The sequence below is a fragment of the Pseudoxanthomonas sp. genome, from assembly GCF_027498035.1.
In the GTDB taxonomy this organism is placed as follows: domain Bacteria; phylum Pseudomonadota; class Gammaproteobacteria; order Xanthomonadales; family Xanthomonadaceae; genus Pseudoxanthomonas_A.
Window position 1 is genome coordinate 3,732,311 of sequence record NZ_CP114978.1, and the last position, 16,222, is coordinate 3,748,532.

The 16,222-nt window shown below is 67.5% G+C and carries 14 protein-coding genes; 6 read left to right on the forward strand and 8 right to left on the reverse strand.

Translation table 11 applies throughout. The features are described 5' to 3' along the window. Positions 1-86 precede the first annotated feature (86 nt). Entirely contained in the window at positions 87-1,682 is a 1,596-nt protein-coding gene (ahpF, locus tag O8I58_RS16345; protein ID WP_298318407.1) for an alkyl hydroperoxide reductase subunit F, read from the reverse strand. 160 nt (positions 1,683-1,842) lie between these two features. Further along, positions 1,843-2,403: an alkyl hydroperoxide reductase subunit C gene (gene ahpC, locus O8I58_RS16350; protein WP_298318409.1), complete on the reverse strand. Its 561-nt coding sequence runs from the start codon at positions 2,401-2,403 to the stop codon at positions 1,843-1,845. A 237-nt stretch (positions 2,404-2,640) separates the two neighbouring features. On the opposite strand from ahpC, the gene prmC reads away from it, so the two are divergent. The 3 genes from prmC to O8I58_RS16365 all read left to right on the forward strand — a co-directional run bounded on the left by prmC (position 2,641) and on the right by O8I58_RS16365 (position 5,347). After that, entirely contained in the window at positions 2,641-3,507 is an 867-nt protein-coding gene (prmC, locus tag O8I58_RS16355; protein WP_298318413.1) for a peptide chain release factor N(5)-glutamine methyltransferase, read from the forward strand. A 48-nt stretch (positions 3,508-3,555) separates the two neighbouring features. After that, positions 3,556-4,497 carry a prolyl aminopeptidase gene (gene pip, locus O8I58_RS16360; protein ID WP_298318416.1) on the forward strand — a complete coding sequence of 314 codons (942 nt, stop codon included), beginning with the start codon at positions 3,556-3,558 and terminating at the stop codon, positions 4,495-4,497. 151 nt (positions 4,498-4,648) lie between these two features. After that, entirely contained in the window at positions 4,649-5,347 is a 699-nt protein-coding gene (locus O8I58_RS16365; RefSeq protein WP_298318419.1) for a hypothetical protein, read from the forward strand. A gap of 3 nt (positions 5,348-5,350) precedes the next feature. On the opposite strand, the gene O8I58_RS16370 is transcribed toward O8I58_RS16365, so the two are convergent. After that, positions 5,351-6,241 (reverse strand): LysR family transcriptional regulator, encoded by an 891-nt coding sequence (locus O8I58_RS16370; protein ID WP_298318422.1) that lies wholly within the window; start codon positions 6,239-6,241, stop codon positions 5,351-5,353. A 127-nt stretch (positions 6,242-6,368) separates the two neighbouring features. On the opposite strand from O8I58_RS16370, the gene O8I58_RS16375 reads away from it, so the two are divergent. Then, entirely contained in the window at positions 6,369-7,529 is a 1,161-nt protein-coding gene (locus O8I58_RS16375) for an MFS transporter (protein WP_298318424.1), read from the forward strand. Between the two features lie 6 nt (positions 7,530-7,535). On the opposite strand, the gene O8I58_RS16380 is transcribed toward O8I58_RS16375, so the two are convergent. The 5 genes from O8I58_RS16380 to O8I58_RS16400 all read right to left on the reverse strand — a co-directional run bounded on the left by O8I58_RS16380 (position 7,536) and on the right by O8I58_RS16400 (position 11,334). Continuing rightward, positions 7,536-8,402: a transglutaminase-like domain-containing protein gene (locus tag O8I58_RS16380; protein ID WP_298318426.1), complete on the reverse strand. Its 867-nt coding sequence runs from the start codon at positions 8,400-8,402 to the stop codon at positions 7,536-7,538. 26 nt (positions 8,403-8,428) lie between these two features. Beyond that, a complete protein-coding gene (locus O8I58_RS16385) occupies positions 8,429-9,241 on the reverse strand; it encodes an N-formylglutamate amidohydrolase (protein WP_298318428.1) in 813 nt (270 codons plus the stop codon). Then, positions 9,222-9,773 (reverse strand): NUDIX hydrolase, encoded by a 552-nt coding sequence (locus tag O8I58_RS16390; RefSeq protein ID WP_298318430.1) that lies wholly within the window; start codon positions 9,771-9,773, stop codon positions 9,222-9,224. Before O8I58_RS16390 ends, O8I58_RS16385 begins: the two co-directional genes overlap by 20 nt. Further along, the gene (locus O8I58_RS16395) at positions 9,773-10,666 is read right to left on the reverse strand and encodes a 5'-3' exonuclease (RefSeq protein WP_298323086.1); all 894 of its coding nucleotides are present in this window, start codon (positions 10,664-10,666) and stop codon (positions 9,773-9,775) included. Before O8I58_RS16395 ends, O8I58_RS16390 begins: the two co-directional genes overlap by 1 nt. An 86-nt stretch (positions 10,667-10,752) precedes the next feature. Then, the gene (locus O8I58_RS16400; protein WP_298318432.1) at positions 10,753-11,334 is read right to left on the reverse strand and encodes a nitroreductase family protein; all 582 of its coding nucleotides are present in this window, start codon (positions 11,332-11,334) and stop codon (positions 10,753-10,755) included. Between the two features lie 130 nt (positions 11,335-11,464). Here O8I58_RS16400 and O8I58_RS16405 point away from each other — a divergent pair, with 130 nt between their 5' ends. Further along, positions 11,465-13,687, forward strand: a complete 2,223-nt coding sequence (locus tag O8I58_RS16405; protein WP_298318434.1) for a DUF1631 family protein — start codon at positions 11,465-11,467, stop codon at positions 13,685-13,687. A 143-nt stretch (positions 13,688-13,830) separates the two neighbouring features. Next, a complete protein-coding gene (locus O8I58_RS16410) occupies positions 13,831-16,215 on the forward strand; it encodes a PacR family protein (RefSeq protein WP_298318436.1) in 2,385 nt (794 codons plus the stop codon). Positions 16,216-16,222: the final 7 nt, after the last annotated feature.

Genomic DNA, 16,222 nt, shown 5'->3' on the forward strand with positions numbered 1-16,222 from the left:
GCAGGTGAACGAGGGAATAAAAACGCCCGCCGGGGTCACCGGCGGGCGTGCGTCGACATCGTGGGGGAGGTCGGTGAGGCGAGGACTCAGGCCGCCTCGGTCTCGACTACCGGTGCCTCAACCGGGGCACTGTGGCGGATCAGGTGGTCGAAGGCGCTAAGCGCGGCCTTGGAGCCTTCGCCCATGGCGATCACGATCTGCTTGTACGGCACCGTGGTCGCATCGCCGGCGGCGAACACACCCGGAACGCTGGTCTGGCCGCGCTCGTCGACAATGATCTCGCCGCGCGGTGACAGTCCCACCGTGCCCTTGAGCCATTCGGTGTTCGGCAGCAGGCCGATCTGCACGAAGATGCCTTCCAGCTCGATGGTGTGCTGTGCGTCGTTGGTGCGGTCCGTGTAGGACAGGCCATTCACCTTGCTGCCATCGCCATGCACTTCGGTGGACAGCGCCGACATCACGATGGTCACGTTGGGCAGGCTGCGCAGCTTGCGCTGCAGGACTTCATCGGCACGCAGCTTGTGGTCGAACTCGATCAGGGTGACGTGCTTGACGATGCCGGCCAGGTCGATGGCCGCTTCCACGCCGGAGTTGCCGCCGCCGATCACCGCCACGCGCTTGCCCTTGAACAGCGGGCCATCGCAGTGCGGGCAGTAGGCCACGCCCTTGTTCCTGTACTCGTTCTCGCCGGGCACGTTCATCTGCCGCCAGCGCGCACCGGTGGACAGGATCACGGTCTTGCCCTGGAGCGTGGCGCCATTGGCCAGCTCGATCGAGATCAGGCCATCGTCACCGGCCGGCACCAGTTTCTCGGCGCGCTGCAGGTTCATGATGTCCACCTCGTACTGGCGCACATGGGCTTCCAGCGCCGCGGCCATCTTCGGGCCTTCGGTCTCCTGCACGGAGATGAAGTTCTCGATCGCCATCGTATCCAGCACCTGGCCACCGAAGCGCTCCGCCGCCACACCCGTGCGGATGCCCTTGCGTGCGGCGTACACCGCCGCCGCTGCGCCGGCCGGGCCGCCGCCCACGATCAGCACCTCGAACGGTGCCTTGGCCGAGATCTTCGATGCGTCGCGCTTGGCCGCACCAGCGTCCAGACGCCCGACGATCTCTTCCACGTTCATGCGGCCCTGGCCGAAGGTCTCGCCGTTGAGGTACACGGTCGGTACCGACATCACCTGGCGCTTTTCGACCTCCTCGGGGAACACCGCGCCGTCGATGGCCACGTGCTGGATGCGGGGATTCAGCACCGCCATCAGGTTCAACGCCTGCACCACGTCCGGGCAGTTCTGGCAGCTCTGCGAGAAATAGGTTTCGAACTTATAGTCGCCGTCCAGGCCCTGGATCTGTTCGATCGTGTCCAGCGCGGCCTTGGACGGATAACCGCCCACCTGCAGCAGCGCCAGCACCAGCGAGGTGAACTCGTGGCCCATCGGCAGGCCGGCAAAGCGCAGGTGGATGTCCTGGCCCGGCGAGTTCAGTGCAAACGATGGGGTGTGCGCGTCGCCATTGCGGTGTTCGACCAGCGAGACCTGGTCGGACAGCAGCACGATGTCGCCCAGCAACTCCAGCATTTCCCTGGACGTGGCCGAATCGTCGACCGAGGCGATGATTTCCACCGGGCGGGTGATGCGCTCCAGGTAGGCCTTGAGCTGGGTCTTGAGGGTGTCGTCCAACATGTGGCGTCTCCAGATAGCGGGAACAGATATGCCTGCCCGGTTGGGCAGAAGGGATGCGAGAGGCAAACCGCAAGCCGCGCCGGGCGTGCGGAAGAAGCGGATTCCGGTTTGCCGCCGGTGCCTTCCCCTCGCAACGAGGGGAAGGCGATCAGGCAAGGACTTAGATCTTGCCAACCAGGTCCAGCGACGGAGCCAGGGTCTTGGCGCCTTCCTTCCACTTGGCCGGGCACACTTCGCCCGGGTGGGCAGCCACGTACAGGGCTGCCTTGACCTTGCGCAGGGTTTCGGTCGCGTCGCGGCCGATGCCTTCAGCGGTGATTTCCACCGACTGGATCACGCCGTTCGGATCGATGATGAAGGTGCCGCGGTCGGCCAGGCCCGCCGGGCGCAGGACGTCGAAGTTCTTCGAGATCTGGTGGGTCGGGTCGCCGATCATCGCGTACTTGATCTTGCCGATCGCGTCGGAGGTGTCGTGCCAGGCCTTGTGCGAGAAATGGGTATCGGTCGAGACCGAGTACACCTCGACGCCGAACTTCTGGAACTCGGCATAGTTCTCAGCCAGGTCTTCCAGCTCGGTCGGGCAGACGAAGGTGAAGTCGGCCGGGTAGAACACCACCACGGACCACTTGCCCTTCAGGTCAGCGTCGCTGACCTTGATGAACTCGCCGTTCTTGTAGGCGTCGGCCGTGAACGGCAGGATTTCGGTGTTGATGACGGACATCAGTTTTCCTCGTTGGTGGGGATGGGGTGGAAGCGGTTGAGGGCTATCCTACGGATGTCATATCGATTGCTCAAATCGATTAATGGCATCGCGGCAATAGCCATTGACTATCATTGATGGCGCGGGCCTATCCTAGGCCCGCAGGTGTTGCAGGAAGATCATCGTCTGCGCCGGGAATGTGCCACGCCATCATGGGGCGCGGACAGACTGGTTTTGGCCAGCGGCTACCATGCGTCGATGAATACGCTGACTTCCCCGCGTCTGGATGCGCTGCTGCGCGACGGTGCCGCGCGCCTTTCCCTGTCCTCGCCAGAGGCACGCTTCGAAGCCGAACAACTGCTGCTGCATGCGCTGGGGCGCGAGCGTGCCTGGTTGTTCACGCACGGCTCCGACCCTGTCGAGGCGCCGGTGCAGACCGCGTTTGCGGCGCTGCTGGAGCGGCGCCTCACTGGCGAGCCGTTGGCCTACATCACCGGCACGCGCGGGTTCTGGACGCTGGACCTGCAGGTCACGCCGGCCACGCTGATCCCGCGCGCCGAGACCGAGCGCCTGGTCGAACTGGCGCTGGAACGCCTGCCGCCCGACCGTGCGCTGCAGGTCGCCGACCTGGGCACCGGCAGCGGCGCCATTGCGTTGGCCGTCGCCAGCGAGCGACCGCAGGCAAAGGTGCTGGCCACCGATGCGAGTGGTGATGCGCTGGCCGTGGCCCAAGCCAATGCCAAGGCCCATGCGTTGGCGAACGTGGACTTTGCCCACGGTGATTGGTTCGCGCCGCTGGCGGGCCGCCGCTTCGACCTGATCGCCAGCAATCCGCCGTATATCGAAGCCGGCGATGCGCACCTGGAACAAGGCGACCTGCGCTTCGAGCCAGCCACCGCGCTGGCTTCCGGTGCCGATGGCCTGGACGACATCCGGCGCATCGCCGCACAGGCGCGTGCGCACCTGCTGCCCGATGGCTGGTTGCTGCTGGAGCATGGTTTCGACCAGGGCGAGCCGGTACGCGCGCTGCTCGTGCAGGCCGGCTTGGACGAGGTGCAGACCGCGCAGGATCTGGAAGGCCGCGACCGCGTCACTCTCGGCCGCAACCCGTCAGGGACGCCGTAGGCGCTGCGTTAGACTGCGCGACCGTCCCCCGCAGTCAGTGTTGTCTTCATGCGCAAGCTCTATCCCGCCATCGAACCCTTCGATACCGGTCGCCTGCAGGTCGATGAGCGCCATGCGCTGTATTACGAACAGTGCGGCAACCCGAACGGCAAGCCGGTGGTGCTGCTGCACGGCGGTCCGGGTGGCGGCTGCAGTCCGAAGATGCGCTGCTTCCATGACCCGGCCAAGTACCGAATCATCCTGTTTGACCAGCGCGGCTCGGGCCGTTCGCGCCCACATGCGGACCTGGTCGACAACACCACCTGGGACCTGGTAGCCGACATTGAAAAACTGCGCACGCACCTGGGCATCGACGCCTGGCAGGTGTTCGGCGGCAGCTGGGGTTCGACCCTGGCGTTGGCCTATGCCGAAACCCATCCCGAGCGGGTCACCGAACTGGTCCTGCGCGGCATCTTCATGCTGCGTCGCTGGGAGCTGGAATGGTTCTACCAGGAAGGCGCCAGCCGCCTGTTCCCCGATGCCTGGGAGCACTACGTCAACGCGATCCCGGAAGTGGAGCGCGCCGACCTGATCTCGGCCTTCCACCGCCGACTGACCAGCGATGACGCCAAGACGCGCCTGGATGCGGCGCGGGCGTGGTCGGTCTGGGAAGGCGCGACCAGCTTCCTGCGCGTGGATGATGACTTCGTCAACGGCCACGAGGATGCCGAGTTCGCGCTGGCCTTCGCCCGCATCGAGAACCACTACTTCGTCAACGGCGGCTTCTTCGAGGTGGAAGACCAGTTGCTGCGCGACGCACACAGGATCGCCGACATCCCGGGCGTGATCGTGCACGGCCGCTACGACGTGGTCTGCCCGATCGCCAACGCCTGGGACCTGCACAAGGCCTGGCCGAAGGCGACGCTGGAGATCAGCCCGACCTCGGGCCACTCGGCGTTCGAGGAAGAAAACATCGACGCGCTGGTCCGCGCGACCGATGCCTTTGCCTGAGGCCTGAACGCGACGGCCCCGGCCGTCGCGGTTCCACTCCCATACCGCCGGCTGTACGGCACCGCGCTGTGTCGTGCGGCGTGGCGTGCCCGGCAAATCCGCCGCGCAAGCGCCGCCTAGCATCGCCCGATCTTCGTTGTGAGGTCATGCCGTGCTGGGTCGTCGTCCGTGGGTGTCTGTGCTGCTGTTGCCGTTGGTGTTCCTGGTTGCGTGCCCTTTGGCCGCCCAGCAGGTGGCGTCCGATACGCCACAGGCCTGGCAGGCCGATGCCAAGGCCAACAAGCACGCGCAGAAGGCCGCTGAGAAAGCCGCCAAGGCCGGCATGCCGAAGATGAAGAGCGCTGGTAAACCATCCGGTGGCGAAGGCGGCCCACCCGGAGGTGGCGGCTCGGGCGGTGGCATGGACGGTGGTAGTCCGCCTGGTGGTGGTGAAGGTGGTCCTCCCGGCGGCGGCCATGACGGTCCTCCCGGCGGTGGACAGGGCGGGCGCTCGCAGGCCGGTGCCGACGCGATGCTGCGTCCGGAAATGGACTTCGCCGCACCGCTGAAGGGCACCCTGGTGCTGTACCGCAGCCGCGAGGCAGTGATCTTCGGCAGCACCGAATCGTCGGACGTGACGATCCTGCCGCTGTCGGGCGAGGGCGTGTCGATCGCGCCAGGCGTCTTGGCCAGCGTGCATGACGATGCCGGCGCGCTGCGCGTGGACATCGTCACCACCAATGACATCCACGTGACCTTCCGCTATCACACTGATGCGGGCGTGCTCACCGTGGTCGCGCATGCCGAAGGACCGTTCCCGCGTCCGGGCAGCCGTTTCGATGTGCAGCGCCAGTACCGACTGGCACGCTGAAGCTCACTGGCACCAGCCATTGGCGCGCAGTGCTTCGATCAAGGCCCGCAGCCGCGCCGAGCGCTGTCGCGACGGCGGGTAAACCAGTGATAGCGGTCGCTCGCTGCCTTCGTGTTCGGTCAGCACGCGCTGCACCCGGCCAGCGGCCAGCGAAGGCGCGGCGAAGAATTCCATCACCTGGGCGATGCCCGCGCCCAGCTCGGCGGCTTCGAGCAGGGGATCGCCGCTGTCGAACACCAGCCGCGCCTCGACCTGGACCGGATACTGGCCGTGGGCATTCATGAACTGCCATGGCGACAGCCGACCACTGCCCGCGCTGCGCACCGCCAGGCAGTCATGCGATGCGAGTTCATCGGGATGCCGGGGCGCGCCACGACGCTGCAGGTAGCTGGGCGCCGCGATGGCGATCCAGCGCAGCGGCCTGAGCGGCAGGGCGATCATGCGCAGATCGTCGATCGGGCCGGTCCGGAGCGCGGCGTCGTAGCCCTCCTCGACCAGATCGACCACGCGGTCGGTCAGTGCGGTCTCGATCGAGAGCTGCGGATGCCGCTGCAACAGCCCGGCCAGCAGGGGCAGCAGGACCACGCGGCCAAACGCGGACGGCGCCGAAAGCTTGAGCGTGCCGGACGGGGCGATGTTGTGGTCGGCGAGTTGCCGTTCGGCTTCCTCAAGCCCGGCCAGCAGCGGCGCGCAGGTTTCAACGAAGGCGCGGCCCTCGGCGGTCAGTGCCACCTGGCGGGTACTGCGATGGAGCAGTCGCACGCCCAGTTGCGTTTCCAGGCGGGCAATGGCGCGCGACAGGCCGGGCTGGCTGATCTCCAGCACTGCCGAGGCCCGGGTGAAGCTGCGTTCCTCGGCCACCTTGAGCAGCAAGCGCACGGCGTTGAGATCCATCGATTGATGCCAATCCGCATGACAGAATGAATGCAGATGGTATTTATTGATTCATGCGCATGGAAGAGACTGCGGCGCTGATTTCGTACTGGAGTGTCGTGTGACGTCTTTTTCTGGACCGGCCCGGATGCCGGCTGCGGTCGCCCTGCTGGGCGGCGCGATCTTCGCGGTGACCACCGCGGAATTCTCGGTGTCCGGCCTGCTGGACACGCTGTCGCGCGACCTGGATGCCTCGGTCGCGCAGATCGGCTACCTGGTCTCGATCTACGCCGCGGGCATGGCGCTTGGCGGTCCGCTGATGGTCCTGGCCCTGCGCCGGTTCCGGCAGACCACCGCCTTGACCATCGTCCTGATGTTGGTCGCCGCGGCGCAGTTGGCTGCGGCGTTTACGCCCGGCTACAACCTGCTGGCGGTGTCCCGGTTCGTGCAGGGATTTGCCGGTGCGGCAGCCTTCGGCCTGGCGCTGTCCATTGGCGCACGCCTTGGCGGCCCGGGCCGGGAAGGGCAGGCGGCGGCCCTGATCATGGGTGGGCTGATGATCGGTACCGTGCTGGGTCTGCCGCTGGCGACCTGGCTGGGCAGCCTGGTGGGTTGGCGCTGGGTCTTTGCCGGACTGGCAGGCGTGGCGGCGTTGGCCGCTGGGCTGGTCGCCGCGCTGGTCCATGCGCCGGAGGCCGACGCTGGCGCGCCTCGCCCGACGCGGGCGTTGGCCGATGCGGGCCTGTGGCAGGTGTTTGCCACCAGCTTCCTGCTGATCGGCGCGACCTTCGCGGCGTTCACCTATTTCGTGCCGTTGCTCGGCCAGCGTGCCGGCATCTCCGCGCGCTGGATTCCCGCCTGTCTGGTGTTGTATGGCGCGGCGACGGTGGCGGGCAACTTCGCCTGCGGGCGCTGGGTGGACCGGCACGGCGCATGGCGCGTGCAAGGCATCGGCCTTGCGGTCCTTAGTGCGGCATTGCTGTTGTTTGCCGTTGCCGGTGCGCACCCGGCTGTGGCCCTGCTGTCACTGGTGCTGATTGGCCTGACCGGCGTGGCGCTGAATCCAGCGATGGTGGCGCGGGTGTTGGCCATCGATGCCTCGCCGCTGGTCGGCGCCGTGCATACCGCGGTGATTTCGCTCGGGTTGCTGACGGGTGCAGCGCTGGGTGGCTTCCTGATCGAACGCACCGACCAGCTCGGCGCCGCGCTGTGGGTGGCGGCGGCGATGTCGGTGCTGGGTTGCCTGTCGCTGCTGCGCGCGCCTGATCGCCTCTCGGCACTGCATGCATCGCGTTCGGCGCGTGCGTGACACCGATCAGGTGGGCGTATAGGTCGGCGGCGTGGCGCTGACCGGCAGTCGCGGTGACAGCGTCGGGTCGTCGGTCTGCTCGGTCCACACCTCGAACTTCTCCAGTGTGCTGGCGCCGAAGCTGTTGCTGATCGCCGCATCGGCGGCATCGCGGCCGCGGGCGATCAGCACCCGGCCGATGCGCGGAGTGTTGTGGCGTGCATCGAAGGTGTACCACTGGCCGTCCAGGTAAGCCTCGAACCACGCCGAGAAATCCATCGGTGCGGCCACCGGCGCGACCCCGATATCGCCCAGGTAGCCTGTGCAGTAGCGGGCGGGGATGTTCATGCAGCGGCACAGCGCGATGGCCGAATGGGCGAAGTCGCGGCACACGCCGCGGCCTTCCTGCAGCGCCTGCATCGCGCCCTTGGTGGCATTGGCGTGGTGGTAGCCGAACTCGATCTGCGCGTGCACGTAATCGCAGATCGCCTGCACCCGGTTCCAGCCGGTCGGCGCGTTGCCGAACAGGTCCCAGGCCATGCCGACCAGTTTGTCGGTTTCGCAGTAACGGCTACCCAGCAGGAAGATCAGCGTCTCGTCGGGCAGCGCGTCCATTGGCACTTCGCGCAGCTGCGGCATGGTCAGGTCCTGCACGCCGCTGTCCTGCACGACTGCATCGCCGTAAAGGGTGAACAGGCCGGCCGGTGCGTGCAGGCGCGTGCAGGTGTTGCCGAAACTGTCGTGGTACTGGCGCATCGGCACGCCAGGCAGTGCGCGCAGTTCCTGGCCGATGACGATGTCGGTGCGGCGCGAATCGTGGATGTTCAGCGTGGCCAGCATCGGCGTGGGCTGCGGCAACCGGAAGGCGATCTCGTAACCCAGATGGATCAGCATGAGGTCGGCACTGCGTCGGGGAGGTGCTACCGGTATAGCACCTGCGAAACTTCGTGCTGCGTGAAGCCTGCTTCCAGTGAGGTCAGCAGGTTCGCCAGGCGCTGTGCCCAGGCCTGCTGGCCGGACTCGCTGGCGATCAGGTCCTGGCGGATTTCCAGCTCCAGGTGCACCAGTCCGCGCGCTTCGCCATGCACCGGAATCGCGTAATCGGTCTGGTCGCTGACCGCATACGGTTCGTTGTCGCCAACCACCAGTCCATCGGCTTCCAGCAGCGGCTTGAGCGCCATCGCCAGGCGGTTGTCGCGCTGGTACAGCACGCCGGCATGCCAGGGCCGCACGATGCCGGCATAGACCGGGGTGAAGCTGTGCATCGCCAGCAGGATCGTCGGCTGCTCGCGCGCGACGCGGGCATCGAGCTGGGTGCGGATCGCGTCGTGGTAGGGGGTGAAGATTTCCGCGACCCGCTGCGCGCGCTGGGTTTGGCTGGCGGCCACGTTCGCGGCGATGTCGGTGCCGTCGCTGACCGCGGGGATCGAGCCGGGCGCTACCAGCGGGCGGTTGCAGTCGATCACCAGCCGCGAATAGGTCTGCAGCACGGCGGTGGCGTCCAGCAGCGCGGCCAGCTTGCGGGTGACGCCGGCGATGCCGATGTCCCAGCCGATATGGCGGTCCAGTTCCCCCTGCGGCAGGCCCAGCTGCGCCAGCGCGGCGGGCACGATCTGGCCGGCGTGATCGGCGATCAAGAAGAATGGTGACGGCGCGTCTTCGCCGAGCAGGGTGAATGGGGGTGGATCGCTGGGCCCCAGCAGCGTGATCGCCTCAGACACGCGGCGCGCCATCCAGATGGTGTTCGATCATCCACAGGCCGGCCCACAGCTTGGCGTCGAGCTGGTAGCCCTCGCCGAGTTTCTGCACCAGCCAGGCCGCGGCCCGGGTGCGCGGGACTTCGTGCACGGTGATGTTCTCGTCGCCATCGCCGCCACCTTCGCCAACCTTGGTCAGGCCGGTCGCGCGCACGAACGCGATGCGCTCGTTGGTCGAACCCGACGACACCGGTCCGATCAGCAGCACTTCGGCGTGTTCGGCGGTCCAGCCGGTTTCTTCCTCCAGTTCGCGGATCGCCGACAGCTCGATCGATTCATCGGCGTGGATGTCGCCGACCAGCCCGGCCGGCATCTCGATGGTGTTGGCCTGCAGCGGCACGCGGAACTGCTCGACGAAGACGATGTTGTCCTCCGGGGTGACCGCGATGATGATCGCGGCCAGCCCGCCGGCATGGGCGCGTTCGGCGTATTCCCAGGTGCCGCGCCGGATCATGCGCAGGTACTTGCCGTCGTACATGAGTTCAGCGGGTTCGGTCTTGGAGTTCATCAGCCGGGCTCGTAGGAGGGGAAATGGGGGGCATCGTCGTCCTGCGGGGGCGTCCATGGCTGTTCCAGCCCGGCGGCGGTGCGCAGGCGCCGGCGCAGGGTCGGGCCGAAACGCACCGCATCGGACAGTGCGTCGAGCATGTCGCCATCGGCCGGCGCGCGGGTGAAATCGGGCGTGTTGCCATCCAGCGGCGCATCCAGCGCAATCGTGCTGAGCTGGCGCCACAGCAAGGCCTGCTCGCGTTGTTCGCGCAGGCGCGTGGCTGCCTGGGCCGCGCCGCGCATGCGCAGGAACGCCACTTCGTCACTGCGCGCCAGCAAGGCATCCAGGCTGCCGAAATGCGCCAGCAGGATCGCCGCGGTCTTGGCACCGATGCCGCTGACGCCGGGAATGTTGTCGACCGCATCGCCGCACAGCGCCAGGTAATCGGCGATCTGGTGCGCTTCCACACCATGCCGCGCCTTGACCCCGGTCATGCCCCAGCGCAGGCCGCGGGCGAAATCCCACTGCTCGTCGTGCTCGAACAGCAGCTGCGACAGGTCCTTGTCGGCCGAGATGATGACCCCGCGATAGCCCAGCGGCCGCGCCGCATGCAGCGCGCTGCCGATCAGGTCATCGGCTTCGTATTCGGTGTGGGCCAGGACGTTGAAGCCCAGCGCCGCGCACAGCGCCTTGCAGTGAGCGAACTGGCGCCGCAGCTCCGGCGGTGCCGGTTCGCGGTTGCCCTTGTAGGCCGGGTACAACGCATGTCGGAAGCAGCTGTCCAGCGCTTCGTCGAAGGCCACCACGATGTGCTGCGGGCGTTCGCGTTCGCTCAGGTCCAGCAGGAACCGCGCGAAGCCGTGGACTGCATTGGTCGGCCAGCCTTCGGCGTCGTGGAACTGGTCGGGCATCGAATGCCAGGCGCGGAACACGTACAGGCTGGCGTCGATCAGGTACAGCGGTGCTGGCTGCTGTGCATGCGCGGTGCGAAGTTCAGTCACGGCTGGCCGTGCCAATCCGTCAGCAACGCCGCGGCATCGGGACGTTCGCGTTCCGGCGCTTCCATCACGGCAGTGCCGATGTGGATGAAACCTGCAATGCGTTCATCCGGGCCCAGGTCCAGTGCAGCGTTGATGACCGGATCGGTCGCGGCCCAGCCGGTCAGCCATTGCGCGCCGAAGCCATAGGCCTGCGCGGCCTGGAGCAGGGCAAAGCACACGCTGCCGGCGGTCAGCCATTGCTCCTGCAGCGGCACTTTGTGACCTGGCTTCAGGTTGGCGACCACGGTGATGATCAGCGGCGCGTCCGAAAAACGACCGCGGTCCTTGTCCACGACTGAAGCTGGCGCAACAGGATCCTTCTGCAGGGTCCGGTTGGCCAGCAGGTCACCCATGGCCTGGCGTGCATCGCCTTGGATCCGGATGAAGCGGAAGGGCACCAGCTTGCCGTGGTCCGGCACGCGGCTGGCGCTCTGCAGCATGTGCAGCAGCGTGTCGTCGTCAGGTCCGGGGGCGCGCAGCTGCTTGGAGGGAACCGAACGCCGTTGGTCGAGCGCTTGCAGCAGTTCTGGGGTTGGCATGCGGTCCAGTTTATCCGTTTGGCACGTTTTTTGAGTGGAAGGCAGGTCAAGCGCAGGAATGGATGTGGATCACGTCCCAGTCAGCGTACGATTTCATTCTGCAGGGCATTCGGGGATCTGGTTTCGCGGCATGGCAAGTGTGTTCATCCAGGAGGTCAAGCGCGATCGCAACGCGGCGCTGCTTGAGCATTTGCGGCTGCTGGCGCTCGTGCCGGTGGGTGAGATCTTCCAGGCCGTCGTGGACCTGTTGCCGGCCCGCCTGGGTGAGCAGGCCGGTCGCGCCAGCGATGCACAGATCGAGCTGATCGAGGCCCGGCACGAAGTCCGTCGCCGCCGCGAGTACAGCCTCTCGCGTTTCCGCGCGCACCTGGTCAATGCCTGGCAGCTGCTGGAGCTGGGCCGGCCGCTATCGGTCGAATACAAGCTGGCCGAGACCGGCCTGGACCAGGAGGGCGGCAAGAAACTCAGCCTGCTCAGTCACCAGGACATGGAAGTACGCCTGGCGATCCGGCGCATGGCCGATGCCATCGCCTACCGCTGGCGTCCGGAGCTGATGCGGATCAACCGCGACGTCGGCCTGCTGGCCGGTGGCCTGAAGCTGGGCGACGACACCCTGCCGTTCGGTCCGCACCACATCGGGGCCGGCGTGTTCGATGCGTTCGAGGACATGGCCCTGGCCCCGGCTGCGCGCCTGGCCATCATCCGCATCTGCGAGGACGAACTGCAGGAACGCCTGGGATCGCTGTACGCCGGGCTGGAGCGGCGCCTGGTCCAGGCGGTGCGCAATTCGGAAAGCGCGTTGCTGAAGCCGCGTTCGCGCCTGCGCATTCCCACTGCGTCGCCCCAGGCTGGCGACGCCCAGGGCGAAGAGGCGCCTGACTGGATCGCGCGCTTCTTTGCCGAATGGCAGCCGCCCTCGACGGAGGCGCCGGTGGTTGCGGGTGCCGACCACGCCCGGACGGCCGCGGAGATCCTGCCGGGCGAGCTGCATGCGCTACTGCAGCAGGCGCGCGAAGCGGACGTGGCCAGCCTGGACCGGCGACGCCATCTGTCCCAGCGGGAACTGCTCTCGGTCCTGTCGCTGATGCAGTCGATGTCGGGTGAGTCCCAGGCGCCGGGTCCGCGTGATGGGCCGCTGCCCGAGCTGCTCAAGCGCGACATCCTGGTGACCGCCAGCAAGCTGGGCATTGACCCAGCGCAGGTGCGCCTGGATCCGGTGGACGAAGACATCGTCGACCTGGTGGCGAGGCTGTTCGAGGTGATGGTGGGGCAATGCCATCTGCACGGCGCCGAACGTGCCGCCATGCTGCAGCTGCTGGTGCCGTACACCAAGGTCGCGCTGCTCAGCCCGGAGCTGTTCCTGCGCGAGAACGATCCACCGCGCCGGCTGCTGAACCTGCTGGCTGACGCCGCCGAAGACCTGGCCGGCGGTGAGGTGGCTGAAAAACAGCTGCGGATCGAATTCGACCGCACGGTGGAGCAGATCACCACCGACTTCGCCGAGCACACCGATGTGTTCGCCGTGCTGCTGCACGCCTTCGGCACCACGTTTGGCAACTATCGGCGTCGGGTGGAGATCGCCGAGCGGCGTGCCACCGAAATGCACCGGGCCCAGGAGCGTCGCGACGAAGCGCGTCGTTTCGCCAGCGGTGCAGTTGCCGCGCGGGTACAGGGGCGCACCCTGCCACCTGCCATCCGAGATTTCCTGTCGCGCTACTGGGCGCCGTACACAAGCATGACCGTCCTGCGCGGCGAGAGCGGTGCGGCCGACCTGGCTGAAGCGCTGGCCTTGGTCGACGCCCTGCTGGAGGCCCTGGACCTACCCCGCGCGCATGGCCAGGGCTGCCCGTGGCTGGAGCAGTTGCAGCCGTCCCTGGCCAAGCTGCTGGCCGGTCTGGGGCTTGGCGCGGCCGGTGCAGAAGCCGCGCGCCAGGCGTTGGGTGATGCCCTGTCGGACCAGGCCCAGCATGATCAGCGCGTGCCGGTCGAACTCCCGCCGCTGCCCCACCTCCTGCCGACGGCCCAGCCCGAGGTGCCGGTGCCGGCCGCCTGGGAAGCGCCGGTCCCGCCGGAGGACGTGGACGAAGTCACCGCCGATTATTTCCGCCAGATGCCGATGGGGGCCTGGCTCGATTTCGTTTCCCGGGACGGCGGCGTGCGTCCTGGCAAGCTCAGCTGGGTCAGTCCGATCTCGGCCCGCCTGATGTTCGTGGACCGTCGGGGCGGGCGGATGTGCGTGGCCTCGCCGGATGAACTGTCGGCCTTGGCGCATCTGGACCGGGTGCGGCCCCACCGGCATGAGGACGCCTTCTACAGCGCGATGCAGGGCGCCGTCGACCAACTGGAACACTGACGCGGTTCACAGATGTCTTGGTTTCGTGGGGGACTGCCAATTTCATCACGGTCCACGGAAGGGCTTATTCTCTACGATCAGGTCCGCGGACTTTCGCGTGCCGCTTCCCCCGCGCAGCACCATTCACGGACGCCCTCGCCCGCATGTCCTCATTTGTTGACATCCAAGGCCGTCAAGGCCGCAATCCGCGCCTGCTAGAACAGGCGCGCGGCACGGTGTTGCCCATGCTTGTCACGGCGTTTGGCGATGCGCTTGGGACATTTGACGATGCGCTGTTCGACCGCGCCGAGCGCGCCGGTCCGGCGCAGATGGCGTTCCTGGACGGCATGCGCGAGCTGCGCAGGCAGCGCGAGCCGTCGATTTCGCGCTTCCGCCAGCACTTGGAAAAAGCCTGGCGCGCCCTGGAAGACGGCGTGCCGCTGTCGGTGGACACCGCTCTGACCGACCCGAACGCCACCGGCCTGAGCCTGGTGTCGGAGACCGAACTCGAATCGCGCCTGGCCGCGCGCAACCTGGCCAGTGTCGTCGGCCGCGATTGCCGCCAGGTGCTGACCCGCCTGGACCGCAGGCTGGGGCTGATCGCGGCGGTCGGCGACCTGGATGCGGACCACAACCCGATTGGTCCCGAGCACGTCGGCGTGGCCATGCATGAGGCGTTTTCCGGTTGCGACTTCACCCTGGACGTGCGCCTGACCGTGATCAAGCTGGGCGAGCGCGAGCTGGTGCCGCAGCTGTCGCGGATTTACGAAATGCTGGACCAGATGCTGCTCCAGGCCGGCGTGATCGGCGAACTGCCGGCGCCGCGCCGGGTGGTCCCGCAGCGGGCGCCCGCGCCTGCCCATATCCCCGGCCTGGAGCCCGTGGAAAGCCGTAACGTGGCCGAGCAGGGCATGCCGGCCGGCAACGATGATGTCTTGCCGGCCTGGATGGCGCGCTTCACCGAGCGCCTGCATGGCGGGGAGTCCTGGCAGGGCGGCGCCGAAGCGGGCGGCGGCCTGCAGGCGGGCGGCCACTACGGCGGCGCGGTCGATCCGTCCCTGGGCACTGGCGCCCAGGGCGTGCTGCTGGAAGCCCTGCATCATCTGTTGCAGGAGTCGCGTGGCCAGCGCGGCGAACCGGCAGCCGGCTACGGCGCCGGGCAAGGCCTTGCGGGCGGTGGTCTGGAGGGCGGCACCCGCCCGCTGTCCAAGCGCGAGATGCTCTCGGTCCTGTCCACGTTGCAGGCCACGCCCAGCGCCACGCTGCAGCGCGCAGCCGTCGGCGGCACCAATGAGTCCCTGGCCCAGCGCCTGAAGAGTGAAGTCATCAACAATGCGGGCCAGCTGGGCATGGAGCCGGGCACCACGCGGCTGTCGCCAGTCGATGAGGACGCTATCGACCTGGTCGGCATGCTGTTCGACGTGATGCTGGATGAGCGCGACCTGGAAGTGCACTCGCGCGAACTGATGGGCAAGCTGGTGGTGCCCTTCGTCAAGGTCGCGCTGCTGGACCGGCGCATGTTCGTGCAGAAGACCCACCCGGCACGGCGCCTGCTCAACGTGCTGGCCGAAGCCTGCGAAGGCAACGCTGGCGAAAGCGCGGCCGAGCGCGTGTTGATGGCCAAGGTGGAAGAGGTCGTCGAGCGGCTGGTGGCCGAGTTCAATGAGAACCTTGCGATCTTCCTGACCCTGGAAGAGGAGTTTCGCGACTTCCTGGGCCAGCACAAGCGCCGCATCGAGATCGCCGAGCGCCGGGCCACCGAGCTGCAGCGCGGCCAGGAACGGCTGGAGGCGGCCCGTGCGCGCGCCGCCGCCGAGCTGTCCAAGCGGCTGGAAGGCCGCCGCGTGCCGCAGACCATCGAGGATTTCCTGCGCCAGCCCTGGGCGCACCACCTGACCATGGCGCTGCTGCGCGATGGCGAGGACAGCTCCATGGCCGTCAGCGCGCTGGCGTTGGCCGATGGCGTGCTGCAGGAGCTGGCCGAGGCGCAGATGCAGATCGTGGGCAAGCCATGGCTGCAGGAATGGCGCCATGGCCTGATCAAGGTCTTCAGCAGCGTGGGCATGGGCGGCGAAGCGGCCGGTTCGGCCATCGATGCGCTGCACGACACGTTGCAGGCCGTGTCGGTGTCGCGCCCGGACCTGGAACGCGCGCTGCCGGACCTGCCGCCGGTGGCCGAACCCGCCGCGCAGGCCGCCGCTGCGCAGTCGTCCAATCTGGAGCTGATCGACGGCGCCGATGCGCTGGATTTCGACAGTGCCGATGCAGACCACTTCCGCGCGCTGCCGATCGGCACCTGGCTGGACTTCGTGGACAAGCAGAACAAGGTCCAGGCCGGGAAGCTGTCGTGGGTCAGCCCGATCTCCTCGCGACTGCTGTTCGTCAACCGCCGCGGCGTGCGCTTCTGCGTGGCTTCGCCGGAAGAATTGGCGGTGATGGTTCGCCTGGGCCGGTTGCGCCGCCATCGCCACGAAGATGCCTTCGACAGTGCCATGCAGGGCGTGATCGACCGGCTGGATGGCGTGAACCGCGAGCCCGCCGACAGCTGAGCGTGGA